Below are 12,712 nucleotides of genomic sequence, written 5' to 3'. Positions count from 1 at the left end.
CTCGCCGGCCGCTGCGCGGGCGTCACACTGTTGTCCACGGCCATCGCCCTGTTCTCCTTCGATCTTGAACTGCGCACTCGAAGGCTCACGCGATGGCCGTCCCCATTTCCCGACGTCATGCCTGCCACCAGGTCAGAAGGGCGTGGTTGGCATCATCGGGGGGAGTAGCGTGATCGCATGGAACAGCGAATCACTCTGATCACGCTGGGGGTCTCCGATCTCGCTCGCGCCAAGGGCTTTTACGAGGCCCTGGGCTGGCGGGGGCAAGAAGTCGAGGAGACCGTCTTCTTCCAGGCCGGCGGCCTAGGACTGATCCTGTGGGGTCGCGACAAACTCGCGAAGGACTGCGGCCTGGAGCCTGGGCCGGCGGTCGGTTTCGGCGGGATCGCCCTGGCACACAACGTCCGGTCCGATGTGGAGGTCGATGCTCTGCTCGCGGCAGTGGAGCGGGCTGGTGGGACCATCACCAAGCCCGCGACCATCAACGCGATTGGGTTCTACTCCGGTGCCTTCGTCGATCCGGATGGCCACGCCTGGGAGATCGCGCACAATCCCGGGTTCCCCCTCGCCGAGGACGGTTCGATCACCCTTCCTGATTTCGGCGACCTCTAGCGATCTTTCGTGGACTGGGGAGACCGGCCGAAGCGATGTGAATGGCGCGGTACTGCGACGGCGGGATTCCGTACCGCCGCACGAACGTCCGGCGGAGGGTTTCGACCGAGCCCAGCCCGCATCTCGTGACCACGTCAGGCAGCGGCAATGACGTGCCGGCCACGAGGTGGTCGACACGCCTCGCATCACGTGGGTGGTCGTGGTCGCGGCACTGACGACGGTTGTGGTCCTGCGCAGGCTCGATGTCGACCCGTGGCCCGCGCTGGCGGTCGTCGTGGTCACCCTCGCCGCCGTGGGCCTCCTCGACGGCCGGTTACGCAGGCCTGGCCTGCGACAGAGCCTGGTACGGAGCCTGCCTCGCCCACGCCATACAGGGGAACGCCGATGGTGCGAGGACATCTCAGGGACGGTGATGTCTGTCGCTGACCCTGATCCTCAGGACGCCGGCATCCGCCCGCAGCCCTCTTTCAGCGTTTGATCTTAAGGGCCGACGCGAGCTGGTTACAGTGGCGACGGCCAGCAGTCAAATGCAGTTAAGGCTGGCCAAAAATCGGGAGGAGAACAGGAATGCGAAGAACCTGGCCGGTGGCGTTGGTGGCCCTCGCCACGATTGTCATGAGCGGCGCGACGCCGGCGAGTGGCGACGCGGTCGATTCGGCAACCAATTCGACGACGGCAACGGCAGCGGTCTGCGGCAGCTCGTCACTGAACGGCCCGACCACACCGCCCGCCGGCGCGGTCGTGGTCCCTGCGGGCGACAACAGCGGCGTGGACTTACGCAAGGCGAACACCACGTACTACTTCGAGACCGGCACGCACACGCTGGGCACCGACCAGTACTCCCAGATCATGCCCGGCACCGGCGCGACGTTCATCGGCGCGCCCGGCGCGGTACTGGACGGGCAGCGGCGGAACCTGTTCGCGTTCACTCAGGGGGCGATCGGCGTCACGATCCAGTACCTGACCATCACCGGGTTCGTCGCACCGCACGATCAGGGTGTGGTCAACCACGACTCCGGCGACGGCTGGGTCGTGGAGCACAACACGATCCGTGACAACTCCGGTGCGGGGCTGATGGCCGGGGCCACGAACAAGATCCGTGGCAACTGCTTGAAGGACAACGGGCAGTACGGACTGAACGCGTACAAAGCCGGCAACACCATCACCGGCCTGGTTGTGGCGGACAACGAGTTCACCGGCAACAACACCGAGGACTGGGAGCACCAGATCCCTGGGTGCGGATGTACCGGCGGGATGAAGTTCTGGGCGGTGAACGGTGCCGACGTGACCGGCAACTGGGTCCACGGCAACCACGGGCCGGGGGTCTGGGCGGACACCAACAACAACGACTTCCTCATCGAGAACAACCTCATTGAGAGCAACGACTCGCTCGCGATCTTCTACGAGATCAGCTACAACGCCGTGATCCGGAACAACACTATCCGCGGCAACGCCTGGGCCTCCGGTTCAGAGCGGGCAACGAAGGGCGACCCGTTCCCCGAAGCGGCGATCTACCTGTCCGAGGCGGATGGTGAGCCCCGCGTGAAAGCGCGGACCAGCAAGATCGAGATCACCGGCAACCGGTTGGAGAACAACTGGGGCGGGATCACCGCGTGGGCGAACGCCGACCGGTTCTGCAACAGCCCAGCCTCGACGACCAGCGACTGCACGCTGATCGTCGGGCCGACCAACACCTCGCAGTGCTCGGATCCTACCATCGCCAGCGAGCCGCTCTACACCAACTGCCGCTGGTGGACGAAGAACGTCGACATCCACCACAACACGTTCGCCTTCGACCCCAGTGCCGTCAACGGCGGCTGCCCGACGCAGTACTGCGGGCACATGGCCCTGCTGTCCAACTGGGGCACCTACCCAGCCTGGTCCCCGTACAAGGGCGCCGTGATCCAGCAGTCGATCGTCCACGAGTCGAACAACTCCTGGCACGACAACACCTACACAGGACCGTGGCAGTTCAGGGTCACCGACATGGGCACTCGCATCGCGCCCGGGCAGTGGGTCGGCCCCCAGTACGGCCAGGACGCCGGCAGCACGTTCGACGGCGGCACGCCCGTCCCGCCGTCGATCACCGAGCAGGACTTCGAGTCCTCGACGACCTCGCCCTACACCCCGTGGTACGGGGCCAGTCTGGCGCACCAGACCGGCGGCGCGCATGGTGGCACAGGCTCGCTGCAGATGACCAGCAGCCAGGCGTCTGGCAGCGCGGTGCAGCTTGACAACTTCCCCGGATACAGCGGTGTGGTCGCCGGTACGAGCTACCGCGTGTCGCTGTGGTACCGGGAGGCCGTGGCGACCATGCCTGCCGTCACGTGGAATGTGCGGTGGCGCGACGAGTCCGGCACGGTGCTGCGTACCGACGCCATCTCCCTGGCCCAGAAGACCGCCTGGACCGAAGCGGCCGGCACGTTCACCGCGCCCGCGGGCACGACCCGCGTCGACTGGACCTTTGTCTGGAACGCGAGCACCGCCGGGCCGGCGTTCCAGATCGATGATCTGGCAATCCGTACCGGGTAGCTTCAAGCAAAAGACCTGAAGAACGCGAGCCCGGTGCCGGCGGCTCCGCCCGCCTTCCTGAGACGATCTCGCCCGGACAAGCCGCAGGACTCCGCATGAACTCCGGAGCCCTGCGGCTTGTCCGCGCAATCCCACAGATGAACGCCGCAGTCATCCACCCAGCGATGGCGCCCCGCCTTCGCCGAAAGGCGATAGTCGCACTCAGACCGAGCGCCATCACCGCGGTGGGCCAACCGTTGATCTCCGCGGACACGGTTGCCCAGCTGATCTCTACCAGCCAGCCGACATCCGTAAAGACCGGCGGCTCACCGCTCAAAGGGCAGGCAGAGCCCGTCCAGTAGTAGACCGGCTCTTCGGGGAAGTCCCACCAGGCGGTACGCGAGGCGGGAGCCGCCAGCGCCGCCAGGGTCAACAAGGACAACCCCCAGCGCGGGGGAATCGCCGGTAACGGGAGCACGAGGGCCGCCACTTGGTCGTAGATCGAGGCGCCCAGCCTAGATCATCTCCGGGGAGCCCTCAGCTTGGCCGCGCATTGGCCGTGGCGACTCCGGATCAAGCCCCCACTGGGCACGGCCGGCCGGCTCAGCTGCAGCGCGCGACGCGGGTGACGGAATACGGCTTGTAGACAGCGGCGTAGAACTTCTTCTTGCCCTTGGTGTGGGCGTTGACCGTCATGCAACGGTACTTGGCGGCCTTGTCGCCGACCGAGCCCTTCCTCACGAACATGATCTTGGCGCTGACCTTGTGGCTGCAGTGGTTGTTGAAGTAGATGGTGGCGCTCGTGTTGCCCTCACCCCACGAGTAGTTGGCCCACTTGCCTCTGGGCTTGGAGCAACGGATGCTGTCGCGCTCGACCCCGGCTCGAGCCGACGCGGTGGTGGCCTTCGTCCCGGCGGTCTCCGTGCTCGTCCGTGCGGTGCCTGCCTGTGCGGAAGCTGCGGTTGCCGGAGTCAGCAGCATGGCCGTCGTGGCGGCGGAGCTGAGCAGAACGGATGTGAGCTTCTTGCGGTACATGCTTCAACCTCATAAGAGCAAAGATCTTGACCGAATCAACCGTATCGGCCATCCCAATACTCTGTAAAATCGAGATTGTCTGCCCGTCAAGCAGCCTGTTCGCCACCAGGTTGAGGGGACCTGGAGGGCGTGACGATCAGCGCCATCGCCACTGCGGAGCTGCACGCGGCGTCCAAGAGCCGCGACAGCATGTCCGACGCCCTTTCCACGGCCCTTCCGGCTCTGACCAGGGAGACGCCCGGCGCTCGATGCCCTGGCGTTGTGCCCGGACAGGACGAAAGCGGGCGCCAACACCGTCAAGTGGAAGCGGGCCGTCCTCCACAACGTGCTGGAGTACGCCGTGGAATCGAACTTGCGTAGGCTGAGCCGACGGCTTTACAGAACATGTTCGTTGCCCTTACGCCATGTTCGTCCCGGCAGTGCGCAAACATCGAACATCTGCCCGATGTTTGAATGGCGAACGTGACGCTCGAGCTAATGGACCGATGACTGGAGAATCACCAGGCTCGTCCATTCATCTGGTGAGAGCTGATACGCATTGCTAAGGCCGGTGACGTCATCTGGCGTGGGAACCAGCAAGCCCGTCTCGATGTCGGAGACCTCTTTGGCGGACACGCCAGCACGCCTACCAGCGCCTTCGAGCGAGAGCCCAGAACGCTGCCGTGCAGCTCGTAGGGCCTCGACCAACTGTGCATGCGCAGGGCTCAACGGACTGCGGGTCACGGTTACCTGGGGCTGCCGAACGTCGTTACTGGCTGAATTCGAAATTCCTCCCCATACGAACAATCCGATGACGAGGAGGATCCCCCCGGCCCCTCCTGCGGCTGCCGCGCCACGGGAATGCGCTCGTACCCAACTTAGCGTGCCATTAGCGTTTCTACGCCAGTGTCCCCTGACTTGGGTCATGGATGGACCATACGGAGCCGACAGACTGGCGTCCATAAGCAAAAAGCAAGAATAGCCTTCCGTATTCGATGCAAGGCGTCATAAAGGCTGGCCGAATTGCGGTTGTTGCACATCGAATCTGGCGACTTGGGCGATGAGCTTGCGCGAGAGCGCAAACGACGCGCACTGCGGCGACCAGCGTCTCGTCGGTCACCAATTGCCCCAGCAGGCGATCTCCAGGCCGTCGTAGCCTCAGGCAGAGGCCAGTCGGCCGACCTCCTCGAACGGTAGGTCAGCCCACTGACCGGTGAACAAGGTGCGAGGCACGGTGTTCCTTACTCAACGAATGATCGGTCCGGAGCTGCTCGCGTACGGCGCGGGCGGTGATGACGCCCAGGGCCACGGCGGTCAGGGTGGGATTGCAGGCGGTCGCGGTGGGGATCACGTTGTTGCCGCCGACGTAGAGGTTGTCGGTGTCCCAGACCCGGCCGGTGGGGTCGCAGACGCTGGTGCCGTCGTTGACGCGGCCCATACGGGTCGTCCCGAGATAGTGCAGCGAGCTGCCGGCCGGCATGAGGAACGGCTCGCCGAGCGGTCGTCCGAGCGCCTGCGCCACGGCGCGGACCTCCTCGGTCGCGGTCGCGATCGCGACCCGGTCGGCCGGACTCAGCCGGTAGTCGATGCGGATCGCCGGCAGGTCGTGCTCGTCGGCGGTGTCCTCATCGAACCAGACCCGGTTGTCGGGTGAGAGTTCCTTGCGGCAGAACCAGCCGAGGCCGATGACTTGACCTGGCCGGACGGTGACGCCCGGGTCCAGCGGTACCGGTGAGGCATCCATCTGCATGATCTGGCCGTGGAAGGGACGGTCGGGGGCGTAGGGCACCCAGGAAACGCCGGAGACAGGCACGATGGCGCCGCTGCCCGGGGTGACGGCTGCCGAGACCGGTAGGTGGACGTCGACGGGCGCGTCGTCGGGGATGTACTTCTCGTCCAAGAGGGAGGCGGCCATGATCTGGGGATGCTCGGTGAGGTAGCGGCCGAGCGCCGCGGGACGGACACCGGACACCCACAGGAGCCTCGGAGTCCGGAAGGCGTCGGCGGCGATCACGACGGCGCGGGCGCCGAGGAACTCCCGCTCGCCGGTGGCCAGACTGACAAGCTCCACCCCGGTCGCACGGTTGCCGTCGAGCCGGATGCGCGTGGCCAGCGCACTGGTGCGCAGAGTGGTGTTCGGCCGCTGCCACAGGTCGCCGGCAATGATCGCGGGGCCCGTCCAGTGCAACGCGCCGTCGTCCTCCACCGTGACCGCAACGGGCATCGGTCCCACCGGGCGGCGGTCCGGCCGGTCGAACAACGCGCCGAGCAGTTCCTGGATGGCTCCGATCAGCGGGGCACGGTCGAAGGCGTGCGTGGTGACGGCGAGGAGTTCCTCGGCTCGGCCCAGCGCCTTGTCGAGGATGTCAGCGTCCAGGGCGTCGGGGATCTCGTCGTCGACCGGCCGCGGACACGCCGCTGTCCAGTGCGCGCCCATGCCCCCGACGTTCGTGGAGATGGCCGCGTTCGGCATCGCCGGCGCTCCGACCAGAGCGGTGCCGGGCCGGGCCGCGGTTCCGCCAGGCATCGGGTCCGCGCCAGGTGGGAGATCGGCCAGCGCGCGGTTGCGCTGATCGGGGTCGGCGATGTTTCTGACGTGTCCACCCGGCGGGTCGTCCAGGGTGGGCCCGGCCTCAAGGACGATCAACCGCAGCGCCGGGTCGGTATCCGCCAACTCGCGAGCGACCGCTGTGCCCACCGGACCGGACCCGATGATGACGACGTCGTACGGCTCACTCATCGGCACCTTCCACCTTTGCGTCGGCTGGACTCACATTTCAGGCGAGCTCAGCTTCTTCCGATGAGTGGAGAAAGTCAATCGATGGCGGGCCTGCAAGTGCTGATAGGCGGTATCAGCGTCGCCTATGTGCTCTGGGCCTGGGCCGCGCTCAGTATGGTGGCCAGGTGCGCCGGAGAGAACAGCTGGTCCAGGGCGAACTGCACGGCTCCGATGACCCCCGCGATCTCCTCGTCCACTGCGGACAGCTCGATCCGCAAGCCTTGCGTCGCTGCGGGAAGCGCGTGTTGGCGGATGGACTGCCTGATGGGACCGAGCACATGCTCGCGGGCGCGGGCGATCCCGCCGCCGATGATCACGAGGTCGGGGTTGTACGCGTTGACCAGCGCGGCGAGGCCGCCACCGATTGTCGTCGCCGCCCTGTTGAGCAGCGCCCGGGCCGCGGGATCTCCGTTGTCCGCGGCCCGCGTGATGTCGATCGGTCGGACAGCCCCGGTGTCCGCGAGAACCGCGGCCAACGCCGGACTCTGCCCGGTGTCCGCGAACAACCGACCGTCCCGGGCGAGCGCCGCACCGCCGGCGACGGTATCGAGACAGCCGACCTTCCCGCACCGGCAGATGACCTCGTTCGCCTGCGGGGCGGTCATGTGCCCGATCGCACCGGCCAGGCCCCGCGCACCCCGGTAGAGTCGGCCGTCCATCACGACAGCGGCACCGAGGCTCGCGCCGCCGCCCATGTAGAGCATGTGCTCAGACCGCCCGGCCTCCGGGTTGACGCGCCGCTCGCCGAGCGCCAGGAGGTTGACGCGGTCGTCCATCCATACCGGGGCCGAGGACAGGGAGGCCAGCCGCTCCCGGACGGGGTAGCGGTCCCAGTCGGGCATCGTCGGCAGCGCGACCGGTGATCCGCTGGTGAACGCGACCGGTTCGGGCAGGCCAAGCGCGACCGACCGGATCCTTGCCCGCGCGCCGGCTTGTTCCATGAGCACGTTGGACATGCGCTCCGCCGTGGCCAGGACGGCCTCCGGCCCACTGTCCAGGTCGATGTGCTCGTGGCTCGTACCGTGCAGGGTCCCGGCGAGGTCGGCGATGCCGGCCGTCAACTCGTTCGACGCGATGTCGATGCCCAGGACGAATCCTGCCTCCGCGCGTAGCCGTAGCCGTCGGGGCGCCCGCCCGCCGGTCGACGGGCCGAGGCCATCCGAGGCGACCAGCCCAGCAGCCTCCAGTTCGGCGACGCGTTGTGCCACGATGCTTCGGCCGAGCCCTGTTCGCTCGACGAGCGTCGCCTGGGTGATGCCCTCGCCGTCCCGGACAGCGTCCAGAACAGCGGCCAGCGAGATGAAGCGCTCACTCAGCACAGATGAGTCTCCGACGATGTGCTCGACGTATTGACTGGGCCAGTTTCGCCGTCGCCTCGGCCCGATCGACGACCGGGTGCAGCTCGCGGTACATGAGGTAGCCGCCCAGCAGGGCACCGGCGGCGGGGCGTAGGCCCTGATCGCTTTCGAACGCGATCTAGCCTAGCCAGATTAACCCACGGTCCACAGGGCTCGGGTCACCGTCCGGAAGTCCACCAGGCCGTCGATCCCGTCCTCCCAAGCCGGCCGGTGCGGAGCGCCCTTATGACGATCAGTGGATGAAGTTCGCTACACAGCGCGCCCTCGCCGGACCTTTGCCCGCGCCACGCCACCATAGATTGCGCTGATGTTACGCATAACTCATCTTTGGCTCGCAGGACATTGACTTTTTCCGGTAGCAGGCAGAAGCATGGGTGGCAGCCCCATCTGCACAACAATGTCACGGACCGTCCGGACCGTGGCAGTCAGAACCCTTTCGTCCCCATCGTCCGGTTACCTGGGATCGCCACGAAAGGCCTCCCATGACCAAACACACCACCGGTTCGCCGGTCTCCGCGTGGAACGAAATGTACGCGATCGTCATCGACTCGATGCCGCCGATCCTCGCCGTCTACCTGCTCGCCCAGAAGAAGCTCATCCAGGGATTCGCTGGCGGCATGAAGTAACCCAAGGAGTTCAACCATGGCCGATCGCGTGGTGCACGCCCGTGCCGTCCGTTCCGCCGGCGACAACCGGCGCGTCGACGCCGCAGCGGGCGCCGACGGCCTGCGCGACGCCGTGCCGGTTTCGTCGCGGACGTCGCAGTGGGTCGAGGTCATGCCGTGAGTGCCGACCTGACGCTGGGGACGACGATGTTCTCGCTGACGCCGCTGTGGCGCGTCGGCGCCGACGCGGTGACACTGCTGGAACGCGTCGCCGATGCCGGCTGCGGTCCGGCGATCGAGGTCATCGGACATCAGGCGTGGCGTGGCTTCCCAGCACTGTCCACAGCGGACGAACGGGCCTTCCGCGACGCGATCGACCGGCTGGGCCTGCGACCCGTCGCGCTCGGCGTCTATACCGACCTGTACCGCCGCCCGGGCCTCCCGATGACCACCGATGAGGCGTTCGCTGACATCCGGCCGCAGCTGGAGGTCGCGGCCCGGCTCGGATTCGGCGTCGTACGCGCCACGCTCGGCATGCGGCCCGCGCTCCTGCGCCGGGTCCTCGCCGAGGCAGACCGGCTCGGTGTGGTGCTCACGTTCGAGATCCAGGGCGCGACACCGCCCGACGCCCCACCGATTGTGGACATCCTTGCGCTGCGGGAGGAGTCCGGCAGCCTACATCTCGGCTTCACCGTCGACTTCAGCCTGACCACGCCCGCCTTGCCGGCCGCGTTCGGCGCCGCGCTGCGCCGCGCCGACCTTCCCGATGACGCCGTGCGGGCCGTCTACCGCGCGTGGGACGGCGACGGACCGATCGGAGGTCGGATCGGCACGGCCCTGGCCGCCGTGGCCGGCCACCGCGACGAGGCGATCCTGGCCAACCTGGTCGCCGGGGTTCTCGGCCGCTGCGGCCGCTCGCAGCCGGCCGACTGGGCGCATGTCCTCCCGGCCGTCCGTCACGCCCACGCGAAGTTCTGGGACCCGGCGGTGGACACGATCCGCGCGACGCACGGCGCGTGGCTCGCGGCGCTCACCGACGCCGGCTACCGCGGCGCCGTGGTCAGCGAGTGGGGCGGTCACGAGCTGCTCGACAGTGCCGACGCCGACCCGCTGGCCGTCACCCGCGCGCACCTCGCGGTGCTGTCCGAACTCGCCGACCACCCGACGGCGGTGACCGCATGACGATGACCGAGGGCATGATCCGCCCCGACGCGCTGACCGCCCGGGACGGGCAACTGGCCGTGGCGGTACACCTGCCGTGGTACCGCTCGCTGCCGATCTCCTGCATCGAATCCATCGACGTCGCCGTCGACGGCGTCCGCGTCGCGATCAGGTCGATCGCGGTCCCCGGCTTCACCGGCCGGCTCGAGGAGGCCGGCCGCAGCGACGCCGCCTGGGACCTCCGTGACTCGCTCGAGGTCACGCTCGATGCGCCCGCCCGGCCAGGGACCGTCGTGCCGATCGAGGTCGGTATCGCGGTCCGCATCCCTTACATCCAGCAGGCCGCCGGCGTACCGCTCGTGCAGCGCGCGGTCGTCCGAACGGAGTTCACCATCCCATGACCGCACACCGGCTCACTGTGGGCGACCCCGCCCCGCCGATCGAACTGCCCGCTACCGACGGGACGCTCGTCCGCCTCCAACCGGCGGGACACGCCGCGTCCGTCGTCGTGTTCACCGCCAACGGCTGCCCGTTCGCCCGCGCCTGGCACGACCGCATCCAGGCCGTCGCGCGCGAGTACGCCGACCGGGACATCGCCGTCCTGCAGGTGGTCAGCAACGACGAGACCGACCACCCCGAGGACTCCGTCGCGGCGATGGCCGCCCGGGTCGCGGCGGGCGAGCTGGCCGGGCCGTTCCTGCGCGACGCCGACCAGTCGGCCGCCCGCGCGTACGGCACCACCGCGACCCCCGAGGTCTTCGTCATCGACCGCGACAACGTCGTGCGCTACCACGGTGCGCCCGACGGCGACCACGACGACCCGGCGCACGACGCGCGGTGGCTGCGCGACGCCCTCGACGACATGCTCGCCGGCCGCGAGGTCGCCCGGCCGCTCACCTCGCCGGCCGGGTGCTCGATCAAGTGGCGGGTGGAACTGCTGTGGTGGCAGGGCTGCCCCACCCACGGGCAGGCGGCGGACCTGCTGCAGGACACGCTCACCGAGCTGGGCCGCGACGAGGTGCGCGTGCTCGAACGCGAGGTACGCACCAGGGACGAGGCACAGCGGCTCGGCTTTCCCGGCTCACCGACCTTCCAGGTCGGCCGCGTCGACCTGTTCCCCGCCGCGACACCACCGGCGCTGGCCTGCCGCGTCTACACCCGTCCGGACGGCCGGAGCTCGCCGCTGCCCGACCACGACGACCTCGCCGCCCGGCTGCGCGAGGCACTGGCCCGCCCCTGGGACCTGCCGCACTGGGTGGATCCCCGCAAACCCCGGACAGATTCCACGGAAACGAGGACCGCATGAGCACCATCCAGCGCGGCGTCAGCCTCTACTCGTTCCAGGAGGAGTATTTCCTCCGGACGATGTCGCTGGAGGACTGCATCCGCGCCGCCGCCGGCATCGGCGCCCGAGGAATCGAGATCATCCCGGAGCAGTCGATCCCCGGCTACCCGCACCTCACCGACGAGTTCGTCGACGCCTGGTTCGGCTGGATGCACAAGTACGACACCACACCGGTAGCGACCGACCTGTTCCTGGACACCAAGCTGTACCCGGGCCGCTGGCTGACCCTCGAGGAGCAGGTCGCCTCCGTTCACCGCGACATCGACATCGCGGTGCGGCTCGGCGCGACGGTCATCCGGGCGATCATCAACACACCGCCGGAGGTCATGGAAGCCGCCGCGCCGTACGCCGAGGAGAAGGGCGTACGGCTGCTGCTGGAGGTGCACGCGCCGTTCCACTACTCGCACCCGTGGATCGAGCAGCACCTGGAGGTCATGCACCGGCTCGACACGCCGGCCCTCGGCCTGATGCCCGACATGGGCACCTACGTACGGCGCTTCCCGCGCGTCGTCAGCGAACGGGCGCTGCGCGACGGCGCCAAGCCCGAGCTCGTCGACCTGATCGTGAAAACCTACGACGACCACGGCGACTCACATGCGCTGATGGACATCGTGAACTACCGCGGCGGCGGGCCGGTCGACTTCGGTCTGGCCCGGCAGGCCACCCACTACATCTGGTCCGACCCGAAGCTGATGCTGTCGTACATGCCGCTCATCGGGCACATCCAGGCCAAGTTCTACGAGATGACCGACGACGGCGTCGAGTACTCGATCCCGTACGACGAGATCGTTCCGCTGCTCGTCGAGGGCGGCTTCGACGGCTACCTGTCCAGCGAGTACGAGGGCAACCGGCACATCCAGGACGCCTATCCGGTCGACAGCGTCGAGCAGGTCCGCCGCCAGCACGCCATGTTCGCCCGACTTCTTGGGGAGGCCTGATGTTCGACAAGTACATCGTCTGCGACGAAAGCCTTCAACACCGCGACGACGGCCGTCCCGGCGGCGTCGTCGAGGTGCGGATGCCGTACTACCGCGGTCTGACGCTGTCGATGGTCGAGGCCGTCGACGTCGTCCTGGACGGGACGCCGGTTCCGGCCGAGCGGACCACGTTCACCGTGCACGGCAACACCTACACGTTCGACCGGCTGCCGGACGTCACCGACGACCGCTGGGAGATGGGCGAACGGGCCCGGCTCGCGTTCGAGACCGACCAGCCCCTCGCATCGGGCGAGCACGACCTCTCGGTCGTCGTCCGGTTGCGCATCTCGTACATGCCCGTGCCCGGCGGCGGCCGCGACCGCAAGCGGCTCACGCTGGCCGCTGGATAG

General features: G+C 68.0%; 13 protein-coding genes. 9 read left to right on the top strand and 4 right to left on the bottom strand.

All coding sequences use genetic code 11. The annotated features are described in order from the left end of the window. Positions 1-177: 177 nt before the first annotated feature. Together ACGFNP_RS13650 and ACGFNP_RS13645 are read left to right on the top strand one after the other, a co-directional pair. On the top strand, positions 178-612 hold the full coding sequence (locus ACGFNP_RS13650; RefSeq protein ID WP_393318164.1) for a VOC family protein: 435 nt from the start codon (positions 178-180) through the stop codon (positions 610-612). 567 nt (positions 613-1,179) lie between these two features. Further along, the gene (locus ACGFNP_RS13645; protein WP_393318161.1) at positions 1,180-3,144 is read left to right on the top strand and encodes a right-handed parallel beta-helix repeat-containing protein; all 1,965 of its coding nucleotides are present in this window, start codon (positions 1,180-1,182) and stop codon (positions 3,142-3,144) included. 582 nt (positions 3,145-3,726) lie between these two features. On the opposite strand, the gene ACGFNP_RS13640 is transcribed toward ACGFNP_RS13645, so the two are convergent. The 4 genes from ACGFNP_RS13640 to ACGFNP_RS13625 form a co-directional block, all read right to left on the bottom strand. Beyond that, positions 3,727-4,158 carry a hypothetical protein gene (locus tag ACGFNP_RS13640; protein WP_393318158.1) on the bottom strand — a complete coding sequence of 144 codons (432 nt, stop codon included), beginning with the start codon at positions 4,156-4,158 and terminating at the stop codon, positions 3,727-3,729. A 474-nt stretch (positions 4,159-4,632) separates the two neighbouring features. Then, on the bottom strand, positions 4,633-5,064 hold the full coding sequence (locus ACGFNP_RS13635; protein ID WP_393318155.1) for a helix-turn-helix domain-containing protein: 432 nt from the start codon (positions 5,062-5,064) through the stop codon (positions 4,633-4,635). 271 nt (positions 5,065-5,335) lie between these two features. Continuing rightward, positions 5,336-6,877: a GMC oxidoreductase gene (locus ACGFNP_RS13630; protein ID WP_393318152.1), complete on the bottom strand. Its 1,542-nt coding sequence runs from the start codon at positions 6,875-6,877 to the stop codon at positions 5,336-5,338. A gap of 122 nt (positions 6,878-6,999) precedes the next feature. Then, on the bottom strand, positions 7,000-8,235 hold the full coding sequence (locus ACGFNP_RS13625; protein ID WP_393318149.1) for an ROK family transcriptional regulator: 1,236 nt from the start codon (positions 8,233-8,235) through the stop codon (positions 7,000-7,002). 521 nt (positions 8,236-8,756) lie between these two features. On the opposite strand from ACGFNP_RS13625, the gene ACGFNP_RS13620 reads away from it, so the two are divergent. From ACGFNP_RS13620 to ACGFNP_RS13590, 7 genes are read left to right on the top strand one after another with little or no spacing between them, the layout of a single operon-like run. Continuing rightward, positions 8,757-8,900 carry a hypothetical protein gene (locus ACGFNP_RS13620; protein WP_393318146.1) on the top strand — a complete coding sequence of 48 codons (144 nt, stop codon included), beginning with the start codon at positions 8,757-8,759 and terminating at the stop codon, positions 8,898-8,900. Positions 8,901-8,916: 16 nt separating this feature from the next. After that, positions 8,917-9,060: a hypothetical protein gene (locus ACGFNP_RS13615; protein ID WP_393318143.1), complete on the top strand. Its 144-nt coding sequence runs from the start codon at positions 8,917-8,919 to the stop codon at positions 9,058-9,060. Beyond that, entirely contained in the window at positions 9,057-10,061 is a 1,005-nt protein-coding gene (locus ACGFNP_RS13610; protein ID WP_393318140.1) for a hypothetical protein, read from the top strand. Before ACGFNP_RS13615 ends, ACGFNP_RS13610 begins: the two co-directional genes overlap by 4 nt. Beyond that, positions 10,058-10,441 (top strand): hypothetical protein, encoded by a 384-nt coding sequence (locus ACGFNP_RS13605; protein WP_393318137.1) that lies wholly within the window; start codon positions 10,058-10,060, stop codon positions 10,439-10,441. The genes ACGFNP_RS13610 and ACGFNP_RS13605 overlap by 4 nt, the downstream gene beginning before the upstream one ends. Further along, complete coding sequence (locus ACGFNP_RS13600) at positions 10,438-11,346, top strand: redoxin family protein (RefSeq protein ID WP_393318134.1); 909 nt, start codon at positions 10,438-10,440, stop codon at positions 11,344-11,346. The genes ACGFNP_RS13605 and ACGFNP_RS13600 overlap by 4 nt, the downstream gene beginning before the upstream one ends. Next, positions 11,343-12,323: a sugar phosphate isomerase/epimerase family protein gene (locus tag ACGFNP_RS13595; protein WP_393318131.1), complete on the top strand. Its 981-nt coding sequence runs from the start codon at positions 11,343-11,345 to the stop codon at positions 12,321-12,323. The genes ACGFNP_RS13600 and ACGFNP_RS13595 overlap by 4 nt, the downstream gene beginning before the upstream one ends. Further along, positions 12,323-12,712, top strand: a complete 390-nt coding sequence (locus ACGFNP_RS13590) for a DUF6379 domain-containing protein (protein WP_393318128.1) — start codon at positions 12,323-12,325, stop codon at positions 12,710-12,712. Before ACGFNP_RS13595 ends, ACGFNP_RS13590 begins: the two co-directional genes overlap by 1 nt.

Origin of the sequence: Nonomuraea sp. NPDC049269 (assembly GCF_043197155.1) — a bacterium.
Taxonomy (GTDB): domain Bacteria; phylum Actinomycetota; class Actinomycetes; order Streptosporangiales; family Streptosporangiaceae; genus Nonomuraea.
This window is presented reverse-complemented; position numbering and strand designations above follow the sequence as displayed.